Source organism: Sphaerisporangium sp. NPDC051017 (genome assembly GCF_040683095.1).
Classification (GTDB): Bacteria; Actinomycetota; Actinomycetes; order Streptosporangiales; family Streptosporangiaceae; genus Sphaerisporangium.
Genome location: NZ_JBFBCI010000009.1, coordinates 134,145 through 157,440, shown reverse-complemented (window position 1 = coordinate 157,440; position 23,296 = coordinate 134,145). Strand labels below are relative to the sequence as shown.

Annotated in this window: 23 protein-coding genes; 14 read left to right on the top strand and 9 right to left on the bottom strand. The window is 71.8% G+C overall.

The window, feature by feature from the left end:
* Window positions 1-16: 16 nt before the first annotated feature.
* The 3 genes from AB0M95_RS11225 to AB0M95_RS11215 all read left to right on the top strand — a co-directional run bounded on the left by AB0M95_RS11225 (window position 17) and on the right by AB0M95_RS11215 (window position 3,027).
* Window positions 17-646, top strand: coding sequence for an alpha-ketoglutarate-dependent dioxygenase AlkB (locus AB0M95_RS11225; protein ID WP_358515127.1), 630 nt, complete (start codon window positions 17-19; stop codon window positions 644-646).
* Between the two features lie 316 nt (window positions 647-962).
* Window positions 963-2,150 (top strand): glycerophosphodiester phosphodiesterase family protein, encoded by a 1,188-nt coding sequence (locus AB0M95_RS11220; RefSeq protein ID WP_363762133.1) that lies wholly within the window; start codon window positions 963-965, stop codon window positions 2,148-2,150.
* Between the two features lie 97 nt (window positions 2,151-2,247).
* The gene (locus AB0M95_RS11215) at window positions 2,248-3,027 is read left to right on the top strand and encodes a maleylpyruvate isomerase family mycothiol-dependent enzyme (protein ID WP_363762131.1); all 780 of its coding nucleotides are present in this window, start codon (window positions 2,248-2,250) and stop codon (window positions 3,025-3,027) included.
* Window positions 3,028-3,379: 352 nt separating this feature from the next.
* Here AB0M95_RS11215 and AB0M95_RS11210 read toward each other — a convergent pair whose 3' ends face one another.
* Together AB0M95_RS11210 and AB0M95_RS11205 are read right to left on the bottom strand one after the other, a co-directional pair.
* The gene (locus AB0M95_RS11210) at window positions 3,380-4,048 is read right to left on the bottom strand and encodes a response regulator transcription factor (protein WP_358515117.1); all 669 of its coding nucleotides are present in this window, start codon (window positions 4,046-4,048) and stop codon (window positions 3,380-3,382) included.
* Window positions 4,045-5,256 carry a histidine kinase gene (locus AB0M95_RS11205; RefSeq protein ID WP_363762129.1) on the bottom strand — a complete coding sequence of 404 codons (1,212 nt, stop codon included), beginning with the start codon at window positions 5,254-5,256 and terminating at the stop codon, window positions 4,045-4,047. The genes AB0M95_RS11210 and AB0M95_RS11205 overlap by 4 nt, the downstream gene beginning before the upstream one ends.
* Window positions 5,257-5,416: 160 nt before the next feature.
* Between AB0M95_RS11205 and AB0M95_RS11200 the strand changes: the two genes are divergently transcribed.
* Window positions 5,417-6,703 carry a lipase gene (locus AB0M95_RS11200; protein ID WP_363762127.1) on the top strand — a complete coding sequence of 429 codons (1,287 nt, stop codon included), beginning with the start codon at window positions 5,417-5,419 and terminating at the stop codon, window positions 6,701-6,703.
* An 82-nt stretch (window positions 6,704-6,785) separates the two neighbouring features.
* On the opposite strand, the gene AB0M95_RS11195 is transcribed toward AB0M95_RS11200, so the two are convergent.
* Window positions 6,786-7,322 (bottom strand): hypothetical protein, encoded by a 537-nt coding sequence (locus AB0M95_RS11195; RefSeq protein WP_363762126.1) that lies wholly within the window; start codon window positions 7,320-7,322, stop codon window positions 6,786-6,788.
* 181 nt (window positions 7,323-7,503) lie between these two features.
* On the opposite strand from AB0M95_RS11195, the gene AB0M95_RS11190 reads away from it, so the two are divergent.
* Window positions 7,504-7,806, top strand: a complete 303-nt coding sequence (locus tag AB0M95_RS11190; protein WP_363762124.1) for a hypothetical protein — start codon at window positions 7,504-7,506, stop codon at window positions 7,804-7,806.
* Between the two features lie 7 nt (window positions 7,807-7,813).
* Here the strand turns inward: AB0M95_RS11190 and AB0M95_RS11185 are convergent, their stop codons facing one another.
* Entirely contained in the window at window positions 7,814-8,296 is a 483-nt protein-coding gene (locus AB0M95_RS11185; protein WP_363762121.1) for a helix-turn-helix domain-containing protein, read from the bottom strand.
* A gap of 118 nt (window positions 8,297-8,414) precedes the next feature.
* On the opposite strand from AB0M95_RS11185, the gene AB0M95_RS11180 reads away from it, so the two are divergent.
* Window positions 8,415-9,272, top strand: a complete 858-nt coding sequence (locus AB0M95_RS11180; protein ID WP_363762119.1) for an SDR family oxidoreductase — start codon at window positions 8,415-8,417, stop codon at window positions 9,270-9,272.
* A 35-nt stretch (window positions 9,273-9,307) separates the two neighbouring features.
* On the opposite strand, the gene AB0M95_RS11175 is transcribed toward AB0M95_RS11180, so the two are convergent.
* The 4 genes from AB0M95_RS11175 to AB0M95_RS11160 form a co-directional block, all read right to left on the bottom strand.
* Window positions 9,308-10,132, bottom strand: coding sequence for a carbohydrate ABC transporter permease (locus AB0M95_RS11175; protein ID WP_363762117.1), 825 nt, complete (start codon window positions 10,130-10,132; stop codon window positions 9,308-9,310).
* Window positions 10,122-11,072, bottom strand: coding sequence for a sugar ABC transporter permease (locus tag AB0M95_RS11170; protein ID WP_363762115.1), 951 nt, complete (start codon window positions 11,070-11,072; stop codon window positions 10,122-10,124). Before AB0M95_RS11170 ends, AB0M95_RS11175 begins: the two co-directional genes overlap by 11 nt.
* 1 nt (window position 11,073) lies before the next feature.
* Window positions 11,074-12,375 (bottom strand): ABC transporter substrate-binding protein, encoded by a 1,302-nt coding sequence (locus tag AB0M95_RS11165; protein WP_363762113.1) that lies wholly within the window; start codon window positions 12,373-12,375, stop codon window positions 11,074-11,076.
* Window positions 12,376-12,585: 210 nt separating this feature from the next.
* Window positions 12,586-13,104 carry a DUF2087 domain-containing protein gene (locus AB0M95_RS11160; protein WP_358515083.1) on the bottom strand — a complete coding sequence of 173 codons (519 nt, stop codon included), beginning with the start codon at window positions 13,102-13,104 and terminating at the stop codon, window positions 12,586-12,588.
* 210 nt (window positions 13,105-13,314) lie between these two features.
* On the opposite strand from AB0M95_RS11160, the gene AB0M95_RS11155 reads away from it, so the two are divergent.
* On the top strand, window positions 13,315-14,082 hold the full coding sequence (locus AB0M95_RS11155) for an SIS domain-containing protein (protein ID WP_358515422.1): 768 nt from the start codon (window positions 13,315-13,317) through the stop codon (window positions 14,080-14,082).
* 110 nt (window positions 14,083-14,192) lie between these two features.
* Complete coding sequence (gene ngcE / locus AB0M95_RS11150) at window positions 14,193-15,614, top strand: N-acetylglucosamine/diacetylchitobiose ABC transporter substrate-binding protein (RefSeq protein ID WP_363762111.1); 1,422 nt, start codon at window positions 14,193-14,195, stop codon at window positions 15,612-15,614.
* A gap of 649 nt (window positions 15,615-16,263) precedes the next feature.
* Here ngcE and AB0M95_RS11145 read toward each other — a convergent pair.
* Entirely contained in the window at window positions 16,264-17,349 is a 1,086-nt protein-coding gene (locus AB0M95_RS11145; protein ID WP_363762109.1) for a UDP-N-acetylmuramate dehydrogenase, read from the bottom strand.
* Window positions 17,350-17,361: 12 nt separating this feature from the next.
* Between AB0M95_RS11145 and AB0M95_RS11140 the strand changes: the two genes are divergently transcribed.
* The 6 genes from AB0M95_RS11140 (at window position 17,362) to AB0M95_RS11115 (ending at window position 23,264) form a co-directional block, all read left to right on the top strand.
* The gene (locus AB0M95_RS11140; protein ID WP_363762107.1) at window positions 17,362-18,039 is read left to right on the top strand and encodes an NAD-dependent epimerase/dehydratase family protein; all 678 of its coding nucleotides are present in this window, start codon (window positions 17,362-17,364) and stop codon (window positions 18,037-18,039) included.
* 32 nt (window positions 18,040-18,071) lie between these two features.
* Window positions 18,072-19,031 carry a thymidylate synthase gene (locus AB0M95_RS11135; protein WP_363762105.1) on the top strand — a complete coding sequence of 320 codons (960 nt, stop codon included), beginning with the start codon at window positions 18,072-18,074 and terminating at the stop codon, window positions 19,029-19,031.
* A gap of 5 nt (window positions 19,032-19,036) precedes the next feature.
* A complete protein-coding gene (locus tag AB0M95_RS11130) occupies window positions 19,037-20,755 on the top strand; it encodes a carbamoyltransferase C-terminal domain-containing protein (protein ID WP_363762103.1) in 1,719 nt (572 codons plus the stop codon).
* Window positions 20,752-21,807, top strand: coding sequence for a hypothetical protein (locus AB0M95_RS11125; protein WP_363762101.1), 1,056 nt, complete (start codon window positions 20,752-20,754; stop codon window positions 21,805-21,807). The genes AB0M95_RS11130 and AB0M95_RS11125 overlap by 4 nt, the downstream gene beginning before the upstream one ends.
* Entirely contained in the window at window positions 21,804-22,643 is an 840-nt protein-coding gene (locus AB0M95_RS11120; protein ID WP_363762099.1) for a radical SAM protein, read from the top strand. The genes AB0M95_RS11125 and AB0M95_RS11120 overlap by 4 nt, the downstream gene beginning before the upstream one ends.
* A 111-nt stretch (window positions 22,644-22,754) precedes the next feature.
* Entirely contained in the window at window positions 22,755-23,264 is a 510-nt protein-coding gene (locus tag AB0M95_RS11115; RefSeq protein ID WP_363762097.1) for a topology modulation protein, read from the top strand.
* Window positions 23,265-23,296 lie beyond the last annotated feature (32 nt).

The window sequence follows — 23,296 nt, the reverse complement described above, 5'->3', positions numbered from 1 at the left end:
GCCGTATGCTGGGCTTATGACCGCACCATTCCAGGCCTCGCTGCTGGACATGTGCGACGAGCCCGGCCCCGGCCCCCTCGGGCCGACGGTGAAGCGCACCCTGCTCGACCACGGCGCGTGGGTCGACGTCCGCCCAGGCTGGATCGCCGGCGCCGACGCGTTGTTCGCCCGGCTGGAGCGGGTCGTGCCGTGGCACGCCGAGCGGCGCCACATGTACGACCGCGTGGTCGACGTCCCCCGGCTGCTGAAGTTCTACGACGAGGACGAGCCCCTGCCCGACCCGGTGCTCGACCAGGCCCGCGACGCGCTCAACGCGCACTACGCGCGGGAGCTCGGCGAGCCGTTCCGCACCGCCGGGCTGTGCCTGTACCGCGACGGGCGCGACAGCGTCGCCTGGCACGGCGACCGCATCGGGCGGGGCGCCGATGAGGACACGATGGTGGCGATCATCTCGGTCGGCGCGCCGCGCGCCCTGCTGCTGCGCCCGAACGGCGGCGGCCACGCGCTGCGTCACGACCTCGGCCACGGCGACCTGATCGTCATGGGCGGCAGTTGCCAGCGCACGTGGGAGCACGCCGTGCCCAAGTCCGCCCGGGCCATCGGCCCCCGCATCAGCGTCCAGTTCCGCCCGCGCGGGGTCCGCTGACCTCGGCCTCCTCAGCAGGACGGCTTCCGCGGCGTAGCCGCGCATCACCTCCTCGTAGGCGGCGAACCCCGCCCGGTGGTCTCCCCCGGCGGCGGCGAGCTCGCCCGCCAGGACGTACGCGCCGACCCGATTCCCACCCGCACGGACCCGATTCCGCCTCAAATATCCGGACATGGCGGGCCGGATGGCGGGTCCGGCGTACCGAACGGACACGCGACGGGACGGGCATCTTCGTCGGACGTTTCCCCGAGGGTCACCCATGATCGGCAGGTTGGCGGATGCACCGAGATCCCGATCAGAACGGATGCGACTCACGATGATCAGATCCCGTACCCTGGCCACCGCCGCCGTCCTGGCCGGCCTGCTCGTCCCCGCCGCCCAGGGAGCGGCGCTCGCCGACCCCGCCACGCCCCCGACCGGCGTCCCGCAGGACACCGCGCCCCTCGCCGGCGGCCAAGGCGACCAGGGCCGGCAGGGCGAGCAGGGCGAGCAGGGCGACCGGGACGAGCAGGGCGACGCGGGCCGTCACGGCGTGCGTAAGCGGTTCGACCTCCAGGCGCACCGCGGCGGGCTCGGGCTCGTGGTGGAGAGCACGCTGGACTCCTTCGCCAACGGGCTGCGCGTCGGCGTCAGCACCCTCGAACTGGACATCCAGATCACCGAGGACGGCAGGGCCGTCGTCACCCACGACCGCAAGGTGGACGGCCGCAAGTGCCAGGACACCGGCCCCGTGACCCCGGGCGACCCGGAGTACCCCTACGTCGGCAAGTACGTCAACACGCTCACCCTCGCGCAGGTCAGGACGCTGGACTGCGGGTCGAGGACGCTGCCGGACTTCCCCGTGCAGCGGCCCGCCCCCGGCGCGCGGATGCCGCTGCTGAGCGAGGTGTTCGACCTGGTCAAGAAGTTCCGCGCGCACGACGTCAAGCTGAACGTCGAGACCAAGGTGGAGGCCGGGGCGCCCGCCGAGACCGCGCCGCGCGAGCAGTTCGTCCAGGTGGCCGTCAAGGAGATCAGGCGGGCCCACATCGAGCGTCAGGTCACCATCCAGAGCTTCGACTGGGGCGCGCTGATGCGGATGCGCCAGGTCGAGCCGCGCCTGCCGCTCGTCGCGCTGACCAACTACGACTTCCTGCAGACCGGGAAGCCGGGGGCCTCGCCGTGGCTCGGCGGCATCGACATCGACGACTTCGGCGGCGACCCGCTGAAGGCGATCAAGTCCTTCGGCGCCTCCGCGTTCTCGCCGGTGCACGGCTTCCCGCAGAACGGCAAGGTCACCGACCCCACGTACGTCCCCTACGTCACCAAGGCCATGGTCGACCAGGCCCACCGGATGGGCATCAAGGTCATCCCGTGGACGATCGACGACGAGCCTACGATGAACAAGCTCATCGACGACGGCGTGGACGGCATCATCACCGACTACCCCGACCGACTGCGCGAGGTGCTCGCCGCCCGCGGTTACGAGCTGCCCCGGCAGTACCCTGGCCCGCGCCACTGGTGACCCCGGAACGGCCGCGCGGCCCTGTCTCGCCGTCGCGGCCGGAAATATCCTCGAACCGACGCGCCCAGGGCGGGCGCGGCGAACGAGGAGCACCGACATGGCACCCCTGGGGCACGACCGGTACTGCGACGAGATCATCGACCAGAGCGGCATGCTCCGGGAACTGGTGAAGGGGTCCGAGCCGTCCGTGCCGGTGCCGACGTGCCCGGGCTGGACGCTCGCCTCGCTCGTCCGGCACATCGGGGGCAACCTGCGCACGGTCGGGACGGCCGTGCGCACCGGCACGCCGGTGAGCGACCCGGCCGCGCAGGTGGCCGGGCTCGCGGGGCCCGGGACCGACGACTGGGCCGAGCTGGACGCCTGGTTCTCCGAGGGCGCCGAGACCTACACCGCCGCCCTGCGCGCGGCGGGCCCGGACGCCGAGGCGACCGTGTGGGGGTTCCAGGGGAACACGACCTTCTGGGTCCGCCGCGCCGTGCACGACATCGTCGTCCACCGCGCCGACGTCGCCCTCGCGGTGGGCGGCGGCTACGCCCTGGCGCCCGAGCTGGCCGCCGACGCGATCGACGAGCTGCTGGAGCTGTTCAAGGGCCAGCAGGCGGGCGGGATGCCGGCGCTCGCGGAGCTGCGCGGCTCCGGGGAGACCATCGGGCTGAAGGCCACGGACGCGGACGCCGCCTGGCTGATCGAGCTGGGCGCGGACGGCTTCACCTTCGGCCGCGCCGGCGGCGGGGAGGCCACCGTCACGATGCTCGGCCCGCTCACCGACGTCCTGCTCACCCTCTACCGCCGTCTGCCCTCCGGCGGCGGCCGGGTGAAGGTCGTCGGCGACTCCGCGCTGCTGGACTTCTGGCTCACCCGCGCGTCCCTGAGCTGACCCTCCGCGTCACGCCGCCCCCGCCCCCGCGCGTCTGGTCATGTCGAGGCGGACGGGGGGCCAGGGACGGCGAGCGACCCGGGCGGGCCGGCGGTGCCCCGCACTTACGCTTCGCGTCGAGCCGGGTGAGGACTGACCTGGTGACCGGGGCTCACAACCGCCGCCCTTCCGGTTGAGATGAGTGCACTCAGGGACGAACGGCTCCAGATGGAACTTCCCGTCATTCGGCCGCATCAGACGGGAGCCGCGACGTGGCGGTGATCACGGGCGCGGGCGGCTTGGGCGTGGCGGTCGCCCGCCGCCTCGGCGATGGCCCGCATGTTGGAGTGCGGGACCGGGTCGGGTGGGGCGATCAGAGGTCGGGGGTGGCGGGGCGGATGAGGCCGCTTTCGTAGGCGAAGACCACCACCTGGGCGCGATCACGCAGCCCGAGCTTGACCAGCACGCGGCTCAGATGCGTCTTGACCGTCGCCTCGGCCAGATGCAACGCCGCGGCGACCTCGGCATTGGACAGCCCGCGCGCCACCTGCACCAGCACCTCGTGCTCGCGCGCGGTCAGCCGCGCCAGCCGTTCGTCCCGCTCGGCGGGCCCCGGCGTCATCTGCGGCGCGAACCTCTCCAGCACGCGGCGGGTGACGCGCGGCGACAACGCCGCCTCTCCCGCCGCGACGCTGCGGATCGCGCTCAGCAGCTCCTGCGGTCGCGTGTTCTTCGGCAGGAACCCGGCCGCTCCGGCCTTCAGCCCGGCGAAGGCGTACTCGTCCAGATCGAAGGTGGTCAGGATGAGCACGCGCGAGCGGGGGCTGTCGCGGACGATCCGGCGGGTGGCCTCGATGCCGTCCAGTCCGGGCATGCGCACGTCCATCAGCACCACGTCCGGGCGCAGGTGCCGCGCCAGCCTGGCCGCCTGCTCACCGTCGTCCGCTTCCCCGGCCACCTCCATGTCCGGCTCTGCCTCGAAGACCATGCGAAAGGCCATCCGCAGCAGCGACTCGTCGTCGGCGATCAGCAGCCGGATCATCGTGGCGCTCCCAGGTCCAGCACGGCCAGCACCCGCCATCCGCCGCCCGTCACCGGCCCGGCGTCCAGGGTCCCGCCGTACGCGGCCACCCGTTCCCGCATGCCCGCGATCCCGCGTCCATCGCCCCGGAGCCCGGAGCGTGGCCCGGACACCCGGGTCTCGGCGTCGAGGGGCCCATGGGCGCCAAGCACGACCGGGTCGCGAACGTCGGTGACCTCCACCTCGGCACGACCCGACGATACGTCGACCCGCACATCGGCGCGAGCCCCGGGCGCGTGCCGCAGCGTGTTCGTCAGCGCCTCCTGAACCAGCCGGTAGATCGTCAGCTGGGCGGCGGCGGGAACCGCCTCGGTGTCACCGGCCACCCGGACACACGTCGCCAGCCCGGCCGCGCGCATCCGCTCGGCCAGCGGACCGAGCTCGGCGATCCCGGGCGCAGGCTGAAGCATCTCGTCGAGGCGGTCCTCGCCCGAGGTGGCGCGGCCGCCGCCGGTGCTCAGGGAACGGCGCATGTCCTGCAGGGCTTGGCGTCCCGTCGCGGCGATGTGCTCCATCGCCGCCGCGGCCCGATCCGGCGCGCTGTGGCGGACGTAGGCGGCGCTGTCGGCCAGCGCCACCATCACCGACAGGTTGTGGGTGACGATGTCGTGCATGTCGCGGGTCATCCGTGCGCGTTCCTGGGCGACGGCCAGCCGTGCCCGCTGCTCGCGGTCGCGTTCCAAGAAGGTCACGTACGCCCGCCGTACCCGCATCCACAGGCCGGTCATGAGGGCGGCGGCCGCCATCGCGCTCAGCGCGCCCGCCGTGAGGGGGAACAGGCCGGGCGGCGCCCAGCGGGCGGCGGCCAGCAGCACCCCGGCCTGCAGCGCGAGCGCCGCCGTCAGGGTGTGGCGCCACGGGCGGCGCGCGGCGACCGTGTACAGGGCCACCAGGAGGGCGGCGTCGGCGGGAAGCTGCACGTCCAGCGCCCACTGGACGGCGGCGGCGAGGCCGATCGCGCCCAGGACCGTCATCGGGGCGCGCCGTCTCCAGGCCAGCGGCGCCACCAGCGCCGTCTGCAGCGCGAGCAGCCATGGGGGGCCGGACAGCACCCGGCCGGGTCCGAGCGTGGCCAGGAACAGCGCGGCGGCCGGCAGCGCGTCGGCGGGCACGGTCGACCATCGGCTCATCGCGGTGAGGCGAGCCACCAGACGGTCGGCTGGTTTCATGCACTTGACCCTAGTTGTGCTGCGGGTTCGCCCCCGCTCCTTCCTGGGGATGACCGTCATCCGAAAGTCGCATGCGCGCGTGCGACCTCCGCCGCTGGCCCGCAGGCGTGCCAGGCTGCCAGCCTCGTCGGACATCCTTTTCCGTTTGAGGAGCTTTCGCATGTCCTTTGTCACGAAAAATACGGATCTGACCATGGGGGCCAGGGCCACCGGTTCGTCCGCCGTCTCCAAGAACCCGGCGTCCACCGTCTCGAAAGCCGCAGGCAAGGTCGCGGGGCTGGCCGTACTGGTGCTTGCGGTCTCCCTGCCCGCGGCCCGCGCCGACGCCGGGAGCCCGATCGGAGTGAACCTGCCCGCGCCCGGCGGCCCGTATCCGATCGGGACCGTGGCCATGCGGCTGGTCGACCGCTCGCGGCCCGATCCGCTGGTGGCGGCCAAGCCGTACCGGGAACTGATGATCAGCCTGTGGTACCCGGCGGTGGCGGACGGCGGGCCGCTCGCGCCGCACATGGCGCCGCTGGCCGCCGCCGACTGGGACCGGCACTCGGCGCCGCCCCTGGGCATCGCCAAGGGCGCCGTCGCCTGGGCCGCCACGCGCACCCATGCCCGCGTGGGCGCGCCGGTCGAGCCGCGTGCGGGCAAGCTGCCGGTGGTGCTGTTCGGTTCGGGGGACGGCGGGCCGCGCACGCTGGGCACCAGCCTGGTCGAGGACCTGGCCTCGCGCGGCTACCTGGTCGTCACCGTCGACCACACCTACGAGGCCGAGCAGGTGGAGTTTCCCGGCCGACGCCTGGTGCGCGCCCTGCCGCTGCCCGCGAAGCTGACGCCGAAGGTCATCGCCAAGCTGCTGGCCGAGCACACGCGGGCGCGCCTGGCCGACATGCGCCACGTCCTGGACCAGGTCACCGCCCTGGCCCACGGCCGCCCGATCGGCGGCAAGCTGCCCGAGGGGATGCTCGGCGCGCCCGACACCTCGCGGGTGGGGGCGCTGGGACAGTCGCTGGGCGGGTCGGTCGCCGCGCAGCTGACCCGCGACGACGCCCGCGTGGACGCGGGCGTCAACCTCGACGGCGCCTATGTCGGCCCGGTGGCCACGCGTGGTGTGACCAGGCCGTTCCTGCAACTGGCGGCCGAGACCCACACGCGTGACAGCGAGCCGAGCTGGAAGTCGTTCTGGCGGGCCTCGACCGGATGGAAGCGGGAACTGCGCTTCAAGGGCGCGGCCCACGGCTCGTTCACCGACCTGCAGCCGCTGCTGCCGCAGATCGCGGCCAAGCTCCCCACGGTGCCGCTCGCGGACTACGTGGGCACCATCGATCCCGGCCGTTCGGTGGCGGCCCAGCGCGCCTACGTCGGGGCCTTCTTCGACCTGCACCTGCGGGGCAAGCCGACCCACCTGTTCGACGACCCCGACACGCGCTTCCCGGAGGTCTCCCTCATCCCCTGACCGGTCCCCGGCTCCCCGCTCACGCGGCCGGCTCCCCGGTCAGGCGTCCGAACACGCGGGGCCCAACGACCCGGGCGTGACCTTAGACCCCCGCGCCCTCGGAGCCGCCCGGGCCGATGCGGTGGATCCCGCTCATGGCCTCGGCCAGGGCGGCGCGGTCCACGTCCGCCATGCGCCCGCTCAGGCGGATGACGTGGCCCTCCCCCGCGGCGGCGTACTCGTGGCGGTCGCCACTGACGCGGTACCAGCCGAGCTCGTCGGCGTCGCACCCGACCGGCCCGGCGAGCCACTCGGCGTCGTGGACGGGACGCTCGGGGCACAGGGCGTCGCTGAAGTCGCCGCGCTCGACTCCGAACCAGACCTGCCGGCCGCCGGGCGCGGCGTAGTACGCCTGGAGGCCCTCCTCGCCGTACACGCTCATCGTCCGCTCGGCGAGCCTGTACCCGGGCAGGTTCACCACGAAGAGCAGATCGGGCGCGACGCCCTGCGCCCGCAGGTCGGCGATGCGTTCCGGGCCGACGACCTCCCCGCCGCCGCACCCCGCCGGCACGAGCAGGCCCAGCAGCCCGAGCAGGCCGAGCAGACCAGCCGGCACGACCGAAACCCCGCGTCGGATCACGGCGAAAACCTCCCTCCCGCCGCACCCCCGCCAAACCTCTTCCACCACCGGGCACTCCAGCCTTCTCGTCCCGCGCGCTCCGGGGAACGCCCTGGAGGGGTGCGGACCTGGTGTGGTTACGGTGAGACGTGACGTTCGCCCTCGAATGCGAGGGTCTCCACGCTCAAGGAGCTTCGATGACGTGCCGGGGGCTGTTCGCGGGGTTGTGCACGCTCGACCTGGTCCAGTCTGTGGACCGGATGCCGGCCGCGAACCGGGCGCGGGCGATGTCCTGCACGGCGCGCTGACCTTCGCCCTGTGCCGCGCTCTCGGGGAAGACCCCGGCGTCGGCCCGCTCACAGGTCCCGCCCCTGGTCCCGGCGGCTGTGGCTCCGTCGCCGAGACCTTCACCGAGGAGGCCTTCGCGGCCGCCCTGGGCTTCGCGATCCCCATCGCCTCGGCGGCCTGCGCGTCCTTCGGTACCCGCGCCTGGATGCGCGTCTGACGCGGGCTCAGCCGGTGTTCTTGGCGTCGTCGTGGGCGGCGCGGGACTTCAGGACCTCGGGCATCTCGCCCTCCAGCCAGTCGATGAGGTCGAGCAGGCGGCGGGCGGCCTCGCAGCCGAGCGGGGTGAGGCTGTACTCGACCTTGGGCGGGATGGTGGGCTGGGCGGCGCGGTGCACCATGCCGTCGCGCTCCAGGGCCTGGAGGGTCTGGGCGAGCATCTTCTCGCTGACGCCGTCCACGCGGCGGCGCAGCGCGTTGAAGCGGTAGGTGCCGTCGGCGAGCGCGGCCAGGGCGAGGATGCCCCAGCGACCGGTGATGTGCTCCATCGTCTCGCGGGAGGGGCACCCACGGGCGAACACATCGAAGATGATCCGCCCGTGCTCGTCCCGCGCGCCCGCGTCGCCCGGGCCGTCCCCGGCGATCGCGTCCCGCTCGCCCTCGGTGACAGGCTCGCGCGCGTCCGAGATGACCGTGCCCTGCTCGTTCATACGCCAAGCGTACGTTCTCAGCGCCACTTTCTTGAAGCACGTACCCACAAACTGGGTAGCACTTTCTGAAAGTTAGTACTAACCTACGGGCGAACCCACTTCTGAGGAGAACCGAATCATGATCGTCGTCACCGCCGCCACCGGACAGCTCGGCCGGCTCGTCGTCGAAGGGCTGCTGGCCGCCGTCCCCGCCGACCAGATCGCGGTCGTCGTACGCGACCCGGGCAAGGCCGCCGACTTCGCGGAACGCGGGGTCCACGTCCGTGAGGCCGACTACGACCGGCCCGCCACGCTGGAGGGCGCCTTCGCCGCCGGGGACCGCGTGCTGCTGATCTCCAGCCCGGATGTGGGCGCGCGACTGGACCAGCACAAGGCCGTCGTGGACGCCGCCGCCGCGGCCGGCGTCGCGCTGCTCGCCTACACCAGCCTGCTGCACGCCGACACCAGCCCGCTCGCGGTCGCCCCCGACCACTTGGCGACCGAGCTGTACATCCGCGCCTCGGGCGTCCCCTTCAGCTTGCTGCGCAATGGCTGGTACACCGAGAACTACGTGTCCGCGGCGCTGAACGGCGCCGAGCACGGCACGGTCGCGGGCAGCGCGGGCGAGGGCCGCGTCGCCGGGGCGACCCGCGCCGACTACGCCGCCGCCGCGGTGGCCGTGCTCACCGGCGAGGGCCACGAGAACACCGTGTACGAGCTGTCGGGCGACACCACGTGGAGCATGCCCGAGTTCGCCGCCGAGGTCTCCGCCCTGGCCGGGCGCCCGGTGACGTACCAGGACCTTCCGCAGGAGGAGTACGCCCGCGTCCTGGCCTCCGCCGGCCTGCCCGAGCCGGTGGCCGCGATGCTCGCCGCGATGGACGCCGACATCGCCAAGGGGGTCCTCGCCGACACCCCGGGCACCCTGTCCAAGCTCATCGGCCGTCCCACGACACCCCTGCACGAGACGCTCGCCACGCTCTTCCCCGGGGACTGAGCGCGGGTAGACGCGCCGAGCGAGCGCGGGCGCGGTCAGTCGAGGGCGCCCAGGGTGATGCCCTCGATGATGTGGCGCTGGGCGGCCACGGCCACGAGCAGGACCGGGACGACGGTGACGAGCGACGCCGCCATGATCAGGTTGTACTGGGTCGTGAACTGGCTCTGGAAGACCGACAGGCCCTGGGACAGGACGGACATGTCCGTCGTGTTCACCACGATCAGAGGGAACAGGAAGTTGTTCCAGTTCTGGAGGAACAGGATGATGGCCAGCGCGGCGATCATCGGACGGGCCAGCGGGGCGTAGACGCTCAGGAACACCCGCGGCTCCGAGGCGCCGTCGAGGCGGGCGGCCTCGCCCAGCTCACGCGGGGTGCCGAGGAAGAACTGGCGGAACAGGAAGGCCCCGAGCGCGGAGGCGATGTTCGGGACGATCAGGCCCTGGTAGGTGTTCAGCCAGCCGAGGTCGCCGAGGAGCTGGGACATCGGGACGATGATCGCGCTGAACGGCACCATCAGGCCGCTCAGCGCGACGAGGAAGAGCAGCCGCCTGCCGGGGAACTCCAGCAGGGCGAAGGCGTACCCGGCGAGCAGCCCGGTGGTGAGCTGCCCGGCGGTGGCGGCGACACCGAAGATCGCGGTGTTCAGGTACCAGCGGCCGAACGGCGCCTGGGACAACGCCTGGCCGATGTTGGACCACTGCGGCTCGGCCGGCCACAGCGGCGCGGCCGGGTTGACGATCTCGGCGTCGGTCTTGAGCGCGCTCACGGCCATCCAGAACAGCGGGAACGCCACGATCAGAACGGCGAGACCGAGGAGCAGGTACACCACCGCGCGGCGGGCGAGCAGGCTAACGGGCACGGTCGGCCCGCCCTGCCAGCCAGAGCTGCGCCATGGTGACGAGCAGGGAGAGCAGGAACAAGGCGACCCCCATGGCGTTGGCCCGGCCGGTGTCGAACTGGACGAACCCCTCGTTGTAGACGTAGTAGAGGGCGGTCGAGGTCGCGCCGTCCGGGCCGCCCTGGGTGAGGACGTAGATCTGGGTGAAGGTCTGCAGGCCGGTGAGCGTGGTCACCACCCAGATCAGCAGGGTCTGGCGGCGCATCATGGGCCACTGGACGTGCCGGAACCGCCGCCAGGCCCCGGCGCCGTCCACGCTGGCCGCGTCGAGGACGTCCCGGGGCACGGACTTCAGCGCGGCGACGTACAGGATCACGTTCTGCCCGAAGAACTGCCACGCGCCGAACGTGAGGACGGCCAGCAGCGCGAGGCCCGGCGAGGACAGGAAGTCGGCCTGCGGCAGGTTCAGGGCGCCGAGCAGCCTGTTGACGAGCCCGAACCGCGGCGCGAACATGTTCGCCCAGATCAGCGCGGTGGCCACCACCGGCACGACCAGCGGGATGACGAACGGGGCCCGCAGCCGGGCCACGCCGGGCGCGCGGGAGTTGAGCAGCAGTCCCAGGCCGAGGCCCGCGCCCATCGTGAGCACGATGAACCCGGCCGTGTAGAGGCCGGTGACGCCGAGCGCGCGGCCGCCGTCCTCGGCCAGCATCGCCGTGTAGTTGTCCAGGCCGACGAAGGTCGGCGCGAAGTCGAACACCCCGCCGCTGTAGAGGCTGCGCCACAGCAGCATCCCGAGCGGGACCAGCGAGAACAGCACCGTGAGGACCACGGTCGGCGCCACGAACGCGTACCCGAGGACCCACGCGCCGCGCCGGCTCGGCCGCCGGACGGGGCCCGCGCCCTCCCCCGGAGGGGCGGCGCGGGTCCCGCGCGCGGTGTCGCGTCCGGTGCGCGTCATGTCAGCCGAGCTTCTTCAGGGCCGCGTCCCCTTCTTTGGCGGCCTGCGTCAGGGCCTCGGCCGGGGTCTTCCGTCCCTTGAGGGCGGCGTTGATCTGGGTCCACAGGCTCTGGGAGATCGCGGTGTAAGCGGGGGTGATCGGGCGCACCTTGCCGGTCTTCTCGGCCTCGGCGAAGACCGCGTAGGTCGGGTCCTTGGCGATGTGCTCCTTGAGCGCCGGCTGGTCGAGCTGGGCGGGGCCGGAGGGCAGGCCGCCGCTCTTGACGGCGAGGTAGGCGCCCTGCGCCGGGGTGGCGAGGAACTTCAGGAACGCCAGGCCCGCCTTCTCGGCCGCGGGGTCGGTCTTGAGCAGGGCTGCCACGCCGATACCGAGGCTCGTCGAGGTGCCGGACGCGCCCGCCGGCATGGGGGCCACGCCGAAGTCGACACCGGCCTTCTGGAAGGTGGGCACGGCCCACTGCCCGTTGACGATCATGGCGACCGTCCCGCTGGCGAACGCCGGGGCGCCGTCGAAGCTGCCCGCCTGGGCGAAGCCGGTGCTCGGGGCCGCCTTGTTCTTGAGCAGGTCGACCCAGGTGGTGAGCGCCTTGACGCCCTGCGGGCCATTGAAGGCGGTGGCGGTGCCGTCGGCGTTGAGGAAGGAGCCTCCCTCGGCGTACAGCAGGGGAGCCCAGGCGAAGGAGATCCACTCGGCCTCGCCGAGCGGCACGTAGAAGCCGTACTTGTTCTTGGCCGGGTCCGACAGCTTCTTGGCATCGGCGGCGAGCTCGTCCCAGGTCTTGGGCGGGCCGTCGATGCCGGCGTCGGCGAAGGCCTTCTTGTTGTAGAAGAGCACGATGTCCCCGACGCCGCCGAGCGCGATGCCGAGCTGGTGTCCCTTGTAGAACAGCGACTCCTTGATGCCCGGGTACAGCGCGTCGGTCTCGGCGGTGAGCTTGCCGTCCAGCGGGATCAGCTTGCCGCTCTGCTGGACGACCGGCAGGTCGGAGGGGTTCTGGGTGAGCAGGACCGTGGGGTGGGTGCCGTTCTTCAGGGCCGCGATGACCTTGGGAAGGTACTGGTCGGAGCTCGCGATGTACTCGCCCTTGGACCGCATGCCGGGGTTGGCCTTGGCGAACGCGGCGTCGACCTCGGCGATCTGGTCCGGCTGCCACGCGCTCGTCCAGTACGTGAACGTGCCCCCGGCCGCGCCCGGCGTGCCCGTGCCGCCGGAGGAGCCGGTCTGTCCCTGCCCTCCGCACGCCGCGGCGGTGAGGACCAGGCCGAACGCGACGGCGCCGGCGGCGGCCTTCTTCCTGATCATAAGCATCCCCGTTCCGCCGCTCCCTGACGGCGCGGCGTGCTCGTCGCGGCGGGTCCCGGATGGAGACCTCCGGCCCCGCCTCCGCTCTCGATCTTGACGCCATAATAACCAAGCGACGCGGTAGGTAAATGGTCTTCCACCGCCGGCCTTCTCTGCGCCGCACGGCTCGACGAGCCGACCTCGCCCGCGGCCCCGGGAGTCGCGCCCGCCTCAGACCTCGACCACGCCGCCGGTGCGCCAGTAGACGTTGTTCTCGCGGCCCAGCAGGCCCTCCACGACCAGGTAGCGGCGCAGGGCCGCGTGGTCGTCGTGGAAGGCGCGCAGGGCCACGTTGACGTCCTTCTCGGGGTAGCGTACGCCGGGTTCGAAGACCTGGGCGATGTACCGCAGGACGGCGAGACGTTTCTCGCGGCGGGTGGGGATCGCCCGCAGGCGGCCCTCGACCAGGAAGGTCTGGACGACGCGGGCGTCGGCGTCCGCGGGCGGCGGATCCGCGGGCGGGGCTGTGGCGTGCAGCAGCTCGCGGAAGCGCTCGGGCCTCGGACGCCAGGCGTCCTCGTCGCGGACGATCAGGCCGCCGCGTTCCAGCCGGTCCAGCGCGCGGCGCAGCGCGTCCCTGCCGAGCCCGGCCTCCTCGGGCGTGCCGTGCAGGACCAGGGCGGAGAAGACCCGCAGCGTGTCGTCCTGGTAGAGCAGGCCGAGCACGCGCCTGGTCTGTTCCTCGCTCATGATCGTCCAAGCCCTCACCGGTGTCCTCGATGGCCATCCGGGCGGACGGCACCGATCATTCTGGCCCATGTGCCGGGGCCGGACGCGACCCGTTTTCCGGACGCGGCGGCGCGGGAGGCGTCCGCTCGCGGGCGGATGTCCGGGATGTCGGCGTCTTCCTCTTGCTAAGCGGCCAGGTGTGGGCAATTATTTTCATCTGATCACTCGGTGATGAAGGGAATAATTTTGGACATCAGCGCCGCCGCCTATGCCCGGACCGCCGAGAGGCTGGTGCACGAGGTCGCCGCGAGCCAGGCGCGGGCCGTCCAGGAGGCCGCCGCCCTGCTCGGCGCCTGCCTGCGCGGCGGCGGGGTGATCCAGGCGTTCGGCTCGGGGCACTCCGAGGCCATCGCGATGGAGATCGCCGGCCGCGCGGGCGGCCTGGTCCCCACCAACCGGCTCGCCCTGCGCGACCTTGTGCTGTACGGCGGGGAGCCCGCGAGCGTGCTCGGCTCGGCCGAGCTGGAACGAGACCCCTTGGTCGCCCGCCGCGTCTACGAGCTCGCCCCCGTGCGACCTGAGGACGCCTTCGTCCTCATCTCCAGCTCGGGGGTCAACGGCTCGGTGGTGGAGCTGGCGTCCATCGTCAAGGAGCGCGGCCACGGCCTGGTCGCGCTGACCTCGGTGCGGCACAGCACCGAGATGAAGTCGCGGCACCCCTCGGGCCTCAAGCTGATGGACCTCGCCGACGTCGTGCTCGACAACGGCGCCCCGTACGGCGACGCGGTGGTCCCGATCCCCGGGGGCGGCACGTTCGGCGCGGTCTCCACCATCACCTCGGCCCTGCTCGCGCAGATGGTCGTCGCCGAGATCGTCCGGGGCCTGCTGGAGGCCGGCGAGACGCCGCCGATCTACCGTTCGGCCAACGTCGTCGGCGGCGACGAGCACAACCGCGCCCTGGAAAGCCGGTACGCGGGCCGCATCCGGCGCGGGGGCTGACGCCCGCCTGCCTGCCACGCGTCACCGACCAGGTTCGACCAGAGACCTCCGCGCCCGGGCGGGCACAACTCGCCGGCGGCGCGGCGACGCTCCAGCCCCCAGGAGGACCAATGGCGGACAATTCCCTATCCCGGCGTGAGTTGCTGCGCAGCGCCGCCGTCACCGGGCTGCTGCTCCCCGGCGCGCTGGCGGCGTGCGCGTCCCCGGGCGGCGGCGGGTCCCGCACGCCCGCCCCCGCGGCCACCGGCGCCACGTCGGCGGCCAACCCGCTCGGCATCGCCGAGACGTCCCCGCTCGAGGTGGTGATCTTCGACGGCGGGTTCGGCGACGCCTACGCCAAGAACATCCACGAGCCGCTGTTCGCGGCCAAGCACCCGAGCGCGCGGATCAGGCACTCGGCCACCAAGGAGATCGCCAAGACGCTCCAGCCCCGGTTCGCCGGCGGGAACCCGCCCGAGTTCGTCAACAACAGCGGCGACAACGCGATGGACTTCGGCGCCCTGGCGCAGGACGGCCAGCTGCAGGACCTCGGCGCGCTGCTGGACGCCCCGAGCTGGGACGACCCCTCCGTGAAGGTGCGCGACACGATCCTGCCCTCGGCCGTCGAGCTCGGCACCTACGACGGCACGTACTGCGTGCTGAACTACGCCAGCACGGTGTGGGGCATCTGGTACTCCACCAAGCTGTTCGGCGACAACGGCTGGCAGGTGCCGAAGACCTGGGACGAGTTCACGGCCCTGTGCGAGACGATCCAGAAGTCGGGAAAGTGCGCGCCGTTCACCTACGCGGGCAAGCACCCGTTCTACATCTACGAGACGATCCTCACCCTGGCCGCCAAGATCGGGGGCGTCCAGGTGCTGAAGAACATCGACAATCTGGCGCCGGACGCCTGGAAGGCCGAGCCGGTCGCCAAGGCGGCGGAGGCGTTCGCCGCGCTCGGCGCGAAGTACCTGCTGCGGGGCACCGAGGGGCTGGACCACATCCAGACCCAGACGGCCCACAACAAGTACCAGGTCGCCATGCTGCCGTGCGGGTCGTGGCTGGAGAACGAGCAGAAGGACACCACTCCGGCGGACTTCGGCTACGCCATGTTCCCGCTGCCCTCGTTCTCGCAGTCCGACGCCCTGCCGTACGGCACGCTGCACTCCCGTCCCGGCGAGGAGTTCTTCGTCGCGGCGAAGTCGGCCAACCCGCGGGCCGGCATGGAGTACATGCGGGCGATGCTGTCCAAGGAGGGCGCGGGGAAGTTCAGCGAGCTGGTCAGCACGCTCACCGTCGTCAAGGGGGCCGCGGACGGCCGCACTTTGAAGCCGGGGCTGCGGAGCGCGGCGGGACGGCTGCAGGAGGCCGGGGAGAACGTCACCTACTTCCGGTTCCGCCAGTGGTACAAGGAACTGCACGACGAGGTCGCCGCGGCCACCGGCCAGCTGATGGCGGGCCGCCTCCAGGTCGCGCAGTGGGCCGACCGGGTCCAGCGGAAGGCGGACGAGATCAAGAACGACACCTCGGTGAAGAAGTTCACCCGCACCTGACCCGTCCGGGGCGCCCCGAACACGCCGTGCCGGAGGCGCGGCAATAGGCACAGAGCTGAAACTACCGCTATTAGACCCCAATTACCTGCGGAAACGCTACCTTTTCGACCCGGGAGGGCACATCGAAGGCACAGTGCTGAAGACAGCCTCGATCGCCGCCCTCGTTGTGTCCTCCTCGTCCGGCCACAGAGGGACCCTTCGGTGAGAGGAGCATTGCCGTCACCAACCTTCGATGACACCGCTCAACCTTCGGCGCGATGCAACAGTGACGGGATCGCTCGCGGATTCCGTCGATCACCGATCGGTGCGTGTGCTACGTTCCGTAGTCCAATCGAAAATAGGCGACCCCGGCGGTGCTGTAACACCCCGGGGTCCGGCACCAGGAGCAGGAACTCCCGATGCGCGTCCATCGTAGCGCCCATGTGCGCAACTTCACCGTGCTGCCCAACTGCGTCTTGCAGTACCGGCAGCTGTCCTACACCGCCCGCGGCCTGCTCGCGGACCTTCTCTCCCGCCCAGACGGCTGGCGCGAGGACGGTCGGCATGAGCCTCGGCGGCCTGGCCACCGCCGGGTAGTCGGATGCCGCCATGGGTCGGGGACGGTACGTTCCGAGCGCTTCCCGTCGATGTCTGGGCGGTGCATGCTTCGTCAGAGTGCCGCAGAGCCGAGTGCCTTCTGCTTGAGGCGGAGGTAGGCCGGTTCGTCGCCGAAGAGGTCAGGCTCGGGGGTCAGCTGGATCCCGGTGGTCTCCTGTACGGTGTCGGCGACGGTCCGGGCTGCTTCCGCGAACGCGCTGGCGGTGGCCTGTCCGTCGGCGACGAGAGTGAAGTGCTTGGTGGACATCCGGATGCCTGGGGCGACGGGTTGGCCGAGGGCGAAGCCGGTGGCCTTGATCAGCCAGCTGGCGCTGACCCTGGTCAGACCGTCGGGGAAGTCGTTCACGGGTGCCTGTTCGGCCCGGAGCTTCTCGGCCTGCTGGTCGTTGACGACGGGGCTGAGGAAGACGCTGCCAACGTTGCGGTTGTCAGCGTCTCCGGGGTCGAGGACCATGCCCTTGCTGCGTCGCACCACCAGCACCGCGGCAGCAGCATCGGACAGGGGGACGGGCGTGCCCTTGGGGACGTCGAGAACCTTGGCGACCATCCCGTACGTGATCGGCGTGCTCAGGTTCGACCGCCGCAGCCGGAACGTCACCGTCAGGAGCGTCCAGCGGGTGGAGTGCTTGAAGATGCTGGTGCGGTGTGCGAGCCGGCAGTCCTCGGCCGACAGCGTGACCTCGCTGCCTGTGGCCCAGTCCCAGGCGGTGACGCGCACGAGGGTGTCCGCCACTTCCTGCCCGTAGGCGCCGACGTTCTGGACCGGAGTGGCGCCAACCGTGCCGGGGATGCCGATCAGCGTCTCCATCCCGGTCAGGCCGCCGTCGACGGTCTGCTCGACAAGGTCCTGAAGGGCGTGCCCGGCCTGGACGGTAACGGTGACCGTCTCGCCGTCCTCACTGTGCTCGAACTCCGCACCCTGGGTGGCCATGCGTACGACAGGCACGCCGCACCCAACGTCGGCAACCAGGATGTTGCTGCCGCCGCCGAGGACCAGGGGCCGAACGCCCTCCCGACGTGCCAGGCCGACAGCGTCGGGGAAGTCGCTGGACTCGGTCAGCTCGGCGAGGATTGCGGCGTTACCGCCGATGCCGAGCGTGGTGAGTGGAGCCAGCGGGACCTGTGTGCGAACGTACATGCGGTTCCTCGGGTGCGTGCGGGAGTCAACGTCTTCGCAACCGAACGCGTGCTGGCCGCCTGCGAGGACGTCCGCGTTCCGCGGCTGGTCTACACCTCCTCCTCGAGCGTCTACGGGACCACCCGCGGCGGCGCGACCGACGAGGAGAACCCGCCGCGCCCCGAGTCGCCGTACGCGATCAGCAAGCTCGCCGGAGAACAGCTGTGCCTGGCCAACGCTCGAAAGGCCGCCTCCGCCGTCACTGCGGTGGCGCTTCGACTGTTCACGGTCTACGGGCCCCGCCAGCGCGGCGACATGCTGATCGGCCGCGCGCTCACGGCGGCGCTCGGCGGACCCACGCTGAACCTCTACGGGAACGGCAGCCAGCGCCGGGACTTCACCTACGTCGGCGACGTGGTCCGTGCCGCCGTCGCCGCCGCGACCGCTCCGATCGGCACAAGGGTCCTCAACATCGGTGCCGGCGTCAGCACCAGCGTGCTGGACGTGCTGAACGCGGTAGAGGAGCTGACGGGCCACCCGGTGCCGCTCAACCGGCTGCCCGCCCAGGCCGGCGACGTGGACGCCACCCTCGCCGACCACTCCCGGGCGGCCGATCTCCTGGGCTGGAAGCCCCGCACCGCGCTCACTCAGGGCATCGCCCGTCAGCTCGCCCACCTCACCGCCAACTCCCCACAGCCCGTGGGCGCCTGAACGATCCGCCCCGCCGTTTCACCGGAGGAATCGTGTTCGTCACCACCGCGGACAGCGCGAACGGGCTGTTCACCCGCGCCAGCAAGGCCATCCTGAGCCAGGGCCGCAGTGTCGCGCCGCGCGGCATGGCCACCGCCGAGCTCATGGGCGCCTACCTCAAGCTGACCCACCCGGCCGCCCGGATGGTCCACCTCGGCCCGTACCGGGTGCTGAACCCGGCGTTCGCCGCCGCCGAGACCGTGTGGATCCTCTCCGGCTCCAGCGCCGACTGGATCCACGACTTCAACAGTCGCCTGGCCTCCCTCACCGACCACGGCGCCCTTCAGGGCGCCTACGGGCCGCGTCTGCGGCGCTGGCGCGGCCGGCTGGACCAGCTCGACTACGTGCGCCAGCAGTTGACCCGGGACGGCGAGAGCCGCCGCGCCGTCGTCCAGATCTTCGACCCCGCCCGCGACACTGCCGGCCACAAGGACGTGCCCTGCACCCTCGGCTACCGCTTCTACCTGCGGGAGGGCCGCCTGGAGATGCACACCAGCATGCGGAGCCAGGACGTATGGCTCGGCCTGCCGTACGACCTAATCACTACCACCGTCCTGCACGAGCTGATGGCCGGCTGGCTCGGTGCCGACATCGGCGTCTACCATCACCACGTCGACTCCCTGCACCTGTACGCCCAGCACCAGGACACGGCTTGGAGCCTCGCCGCCGACGCGCCCGCCTCGCCCGCGTGGCAGCCGCTAGGCATCCCGTGGGAAGACTTCGACCTGGTGTTGAAGCAGGTCACGGTAGGCGAGGCAGTCGGCCAACCGGTCTGGGACGGCTTCGCTGGCGTCCTGGCCAGCTACCGGCTTTGGAAGGCCGGACGCCGCGACGAGGCCCGCGCCAGGGCCGCCGAGGCGGCCGGGCCGCTGCCCGAGGCCCTGGCGCTCTGGTACGACCAGCGCGAGCAGAAGATCCCGCTCGCGGCCATGCCCATCCCGGCGAAGAGGTGACCGAGGTGGACGCGAACCGCAACATCGTGCTGGGCCTGTGCTCCTACACCCACGACTCCGCCGCCGCCCTGCTCATCGACGGCCAGCTCGTCGGGTTCGTCGAGGAGGAGAGGCTCAGCGCGGTCAAGCACGACAAGAGCTACCCGGCCAAGGCCGTCGAGTGGCTCCTCGACGAGGCGGGCCTGGCCAACGCCGAGATCGGCACCGTCGCGTACAACTTCACCCCGCAGCACTACCTGCGGGCGATCCCCTCGGCTCTCGCCCACAGCCTGCGGCCGGTCACGGCCGCCAGGGCCCTGCCCCGGGCCCGCTCGTTCGCTCAGGTCGCCGCCAACACCCGCCAGCGCCTTGCACGTCTGGCCGGCGCCTTCCCGAACGCCGCCGTGCAACCCGTCCTGCACCACCGCGCCCACGGGCTGTACGCCTTCGCAGCCTCCGGCTACGAGCAGGCCGCCGTCCTCGTGGTGGACAGCCTCGGCGAGACCCAGACCACCACCATCGGTCACGCGCGGCAGCGCGCGAGTGGATGCTCGTACCGGATCGTCCACGCGCTCAACGACCCGGCCTCCCTCGGCTACGTGTACGGCGCCGTCACCGAACACCTCGGCTGGCGGCGCGGGGACGAGGAGGGCACCGTCATGGCGCTCGCTGCCCTCGGCGATCCGAAGCGGTTCCGCGCGCTGTTCGCCAAGGCTGTCCGGCTCACCGCCGCCGGCTTCGTCCTCGACCACCGGATGATCGGCCTGCGGGTCATGGACCGCCGCTACCCCCGGCTGACCGCCGCCTTTACCGCACTCACCTGCCCGCCCAGGCTCCCGGACGAGGAGGTCGCCCCGGTCCACGCCGACCTCGCAGCCGCTCTTCAGGAGCGAACTGAGCAGGTGATGCTGCACCTGGCGCGGATCGCCCGCGAACGCACGAGTGCCCGGCTGCTGTGCGTGGGCGGCGGGGTGGCGATGAACTGCGTGAGCATCGGCAAAATCATCGCCTCCGGACTGTTCGACGAGGTCGCCGTACCGCCCGCGCCCGGGGACTCCGGCACCGCGATCGGCGCCGCCGCCGCGGTCCACCTCGACCGGCACGGGGATCTCCCGGCCGGGCTGGGGCGGGCCTGCTACCTCGGCCCGTCCTTCGCCGGCCTGGAGTTGCCGGCCGTGCCGTGGCCGGGGATGACCGCCCGGCGCCTGAACGACCCGGCCGGCTTTGCGGCCCGCGAGCTGGCCAAGGGGACGATCATCGGCCTGTTCCAGGGTGAGCTGGAGGCAGGCCCGCGCGCTCTTGGCCACCGCTCGATCATCGCCTCACCGCTGCTGCCCGGGGTCGCCGACCGGCTCAACGCCACGGTGAAGTTCCGCGAGCCGTTCCGGCCGTTCGCCCCCGTGGTCTTGGCCGACAAGGCCGCGGACTACTTCACGCTCGGCCAGGAGGCCCCGTTCATGTCCATGGCCTCCCCGGTCACCGACCTGGCCCGCGAGACGATTCCGGCGATCGTCCACGCCAACGGCACCGCCCGGGTGCAGACCCTCGCGCCCAGGGACAACCCACTCCTCGCCGACATCCTGACCGCCTTCGCCGAGATCACCGGCGTGCCGGTCCTGATCAACACCTCTCTGAACGTGAAGGGCAAGCCGATCTGCGGCACCCCGGAGATGGCGCTGGACTGTCTGGCCGAGTCCGGGCTGGACGCGCTCCTCATCGAGGACTGGTGGGTGACCAAGGCATGAGGATCGGGTACAGCTTCTGGGGCTTCCTCGGCTCCGGGATCACCGACACCCCTGACGGCGGCCGGAGCCACCGACGCACTCTGGCGGACGGCCTGATCACCGCCGGCCACGAGATCGTCTTCCTCCAGCCCAACCGGGATCTGGCCGAGGCCGGCACAGACCTCACCGGCACCTACCGGTGGGACGAGGGGTTGCCGGGGATCGACGCCCTGTTCCTGGAGTGGCGCTGGCCGATCCCCGGCCGCAACACCACCGCCTGCGGCGCCGACGGGCACACCTGCGACCTCCACCGGCAGCAGGAACTGCTCGACCACTACACCCACCGGCTCGCCATCCGTACGGTGCTGTGGGACAAGGACCAGCAGCTGCCCGCCGACGACCCGCTGCGGACCATTGGACACGCCCAGGTGTGCGAGGCGGCCCTGTATCCGTCGCCGGGGGCGGCCAGCCTGCTCTTCCCGGTCGCCGACGACACCCTCGACCGGGCCGACCCGGCAGCCCTCGCGGCCGAGAAGCGCCTGCTGCCGCTGGTCTACATCGGCAACCAGTACGACCGCGACGCCGCCTTCGGCGAGTTCTTCGCCCCGGCCGCCGCCCAGCTGCCGCACCAGGTGGCCGGGAAGTGGAACGACATCGCCCGCTGGCCTCAGGTGAACTTCACTGGCCGCATCCCCTTCGACGAGGTCACCCTCGCCTACCGCTCCGCTGTGGCCACCGTGCTCCTCGCCCCGCACCGCTACGCGCGAAGCGGCCAGTTCACCCAGCGGCTCTTCGAGGCCGTCCTCGCCGGATGCCTACCGCTGACCCCGCGCACCCTGCGGGGCGCCGAAGCGGTCGCACCGCGCGAGCTGATCGTCACAAGCGCCCCCGACGTGGCGGCCACGGTCACCGCGCTCACCCGGATCGCGGGAAGCCAGGCCCACGCCGACCTGATCGCCCGCTGCATCGACCATCTCGACCCGTTCCGCCTCAGCCGCCAGCTCCGCACCCTCACCGCCGCACTGGCCGGCACCGCCATCCCGCCCCTGCTGATCCAAGGAGCCCGCGCATGACCCAGACCTCAGCCGTGCTTCCCGGCATCCAGCGGGTCGACAAGCTCTACCTGGAGCTGCTGTTCCGTTGCAACTTCTCCTGCACCACCTGCTACCACGGGGAGGAGCTCAAGCGCCCCGACACCGTAACCGTCGAGCAGGCCGCCGCCGCCCTCACCTACTTCGCCGCCGCCTACGACTGCCACTGGGTGTGCCTGCTCGGCGGTGAACCCCTCCTGTTCGAGGGCCTACCGACCGTGCTCCTCACCGCCAAGTCGCTCGGCTACCGCACCGAGATCTGCACCAACGGCTACAAGCGCAGGGCCTTCCTCGCCCAGGCCAGCGAGCACCTCGACATGCTCCGCGTCTCCCTGGACGGCGGCACCGCCGATGCCCATGACCGCATCCGCCGCCCCGGCTCCTTCGACGCCGCCTTCGACACCCTGACCTGGGCCACCAGGCAGCAGCTGCCCATCGGCGCCACCTGCACGCTCACCGGCGAAAACATCGCCACCATCCCCGCCCTGGCCGAGCGGCTGCGCGATCTCGGCGCCAGCGACCTGATGCTGCACCGCGTCCGACTGGTCGGCAATGCCGCCGACAGCGGCATCAGCGCCGTCACCTGGGAACAGACCAAGTACCTCCACGAACAGCTGACCGCCATGGACCTGGGCCAGATGGAGGTCAACACCGACATCCTGTTGCCCGAGCGGTGCCCGCCACCCAGCGATGTCGTCGAGAAGCTGGAGGTCTCGCCCGACGGGCGGGTCTACCTGTCGTGCGCCGAGGTCGCCGGCCCCGGCCGCGAGGTCCGCTACGACTTCGACCAGGCCGCCCTGGTCGCCGTCGCAGCGTGACCGGCGCGAAGCGTCCTGGGCCAGGCCCGGGACACACGCCCTACCACTGCCTCGGCAAGTCGGAATCGAACTCGGTCCGGCCCGTCGCACGGCTCGGTAGCCTGTGACGACATGGACAGGATCGCCATCATCGGCTGCGGCGGCAGCGGCAAAACCACCCTCGGACGCCAGCTCGCAGACAAGATCAACGCCCCCGTCACCCACCTCGACGGCGTTTACTATGACTCCGACTGGAACACCCTGCCGCCGGAGAAGTTCGCCGCCATCCAGGAGGAGCTGGTCGCCGCACCGCGCTGGGTGATCGACGGGAACTTCTCCTCCACGCTCCCCATCCGTCTCAAACGGGCCGACACCGTCGTCTTCCTCGACATCCCCCCGATCGTTTGTCTGTGGGGCATCCTCCAGCGCCGCCGCCGCTACCGCGGCGGCCAGCACACCGAGCAGGGCGTCTTCGATCGCATCCACTGGGGCTTCATCCGCTACGTCCTCGGCTACCGGCGACAGATGCGGCCCAAGGTCCGCGGGCTGATCGCCGAGCACGCCGCCCACGCCCGGGTCGTCACCCTCACCAGCCGCCGGGCCGCCCGCGCTTTCGTGGCCACCGTGCCCCGGCAGACATGACCTGACCCACTTCGCACCGGGAAGGCTCCACC

Excerpts from the sequence above, each read along its gene's own strand:
- AB0M95_RS11220 (WP_363762133.1), top strand. The coding sequence starts at position 963 with ATGATCAGATCCCGTACCCTGGCCACCGCCGCCGTCCTGGCCGGCCTG.
- AB0M95_RS11205 (WP_363762129.1), bottom strand. The coding sequence starts at position 5,256 with ATGAAACCAGCCGACCGTCTGGTGGCTCGCCTCACCGCGATGAGCCGA.
- AB0M95_RS11155 (WP_358515422.1), top strand. The coding sequence starts at position 13,315 with ATGAAGGGAATAATTTTGGACATCAGCGCCGCCGCCTATGCCCGGACC.
- AB0M95_RS11225 (WP_358515127.1), top strand. The coding sequence starts at position 17 with ATGACCGCACCATTCCAGGCCTCGCTGCTGGACATGTGCGACGAGCCC.
- AB0M95_RS11185 (WP_363762121.1), bottom strand. The coding sequence starts at position 8,296 with ATGAACGAGCAGGGCACGGTCATCTCGGACGCGCGCGAGCCTGTCACC.
- AB0M95_RS11120 (WP_363762099.1), top strand. The coding sequence starts at position 21,804 with ATGACCCAGACCTCAGCCGTGCTTCCCGGCATCCAGCGGGTCGACAAG.
- AB0M95_RS11125 (WP_363762101.1), top strand. The coding sequence starts at position 20,752 with ATGAGGATCGGGTACAGCTTCTGGGGCTTCCTCGGCTCCGGGATCACC.
- AB0M95_RS11165 (WP_363762113.1), bottom strand. The coding sequence starts at position 12,375 with ATGATCAGGAAGAAGGCCGCCGCCGGCGCCGTCGCGTTCGGCCTGGTC.
- AB0M95_RS11115 (WP_363762097.1), top strand. The coding sequence starts at position 22,755 with ATGGACAGGATCGCCATCATCGGCTGCGGCGGCAGCGGCAAAACCACC.
- AB0M95_RS11210 (WP_358515117.1), bottom strand. The coding sequence starts at position 4,048 with ATGATCCGGCTGCTGATCGCCGACGACGAGTCGCTGCTGCGGATGGCC.
- AB0M95_RS11160 (WP_358515083.1), bottom strand. The coding sequence starts at position 13,104 with ATGAGCGAGGAACAGACCAGGCGCGTGCTCGGCCTGCTCTACCAGGAC.
- AB0M95_RS11180 (WP_363762119.1), top strand. The coding sequence starts at position 8,415 with ATGATCGTCGTCACCGCCGCCACCGGACAGCTCGGCCGGCTCGTCGTC.
- AB0M95_RS11145 (WP_363762109.1), bottom strand. The coding sequence starts at position 17,349 with ATGTACGTTCGCACACAGGTCCCGCTGGCTCCACTCACCACGCTCGGC.
- ngcE (WP_363762111.1), top strand. The coding sequence starts at position 14,193 with ATGGCGGACAATTCCCTATCCCGGCGTGAGTTGCTGCGCAGCGCCGCC.
- AB0M95_RS11170 (WP_363762115.1), bottom strand. The coding sequence starts at position 11,072 with ATGACGCGCACCGGACGCGACACCGCGCGCGGGACCCGCGCCGCCCCT.
- AB0M95_RS11215 (WP_363762131.1), top strand. The coding sequence starts at position 2,248 with ATGGCACCCCTGGGGCACGACCGGTACTGCGACGAGATCATCGACCAG.
- AB0M95_RS11200 (WP_363762127.1), top strand. The coding sequence starts at position 5,417 with ATGTCCTTTGTCACGAAAAATACGGATCTGACCATGGGGGCCAGGGCC.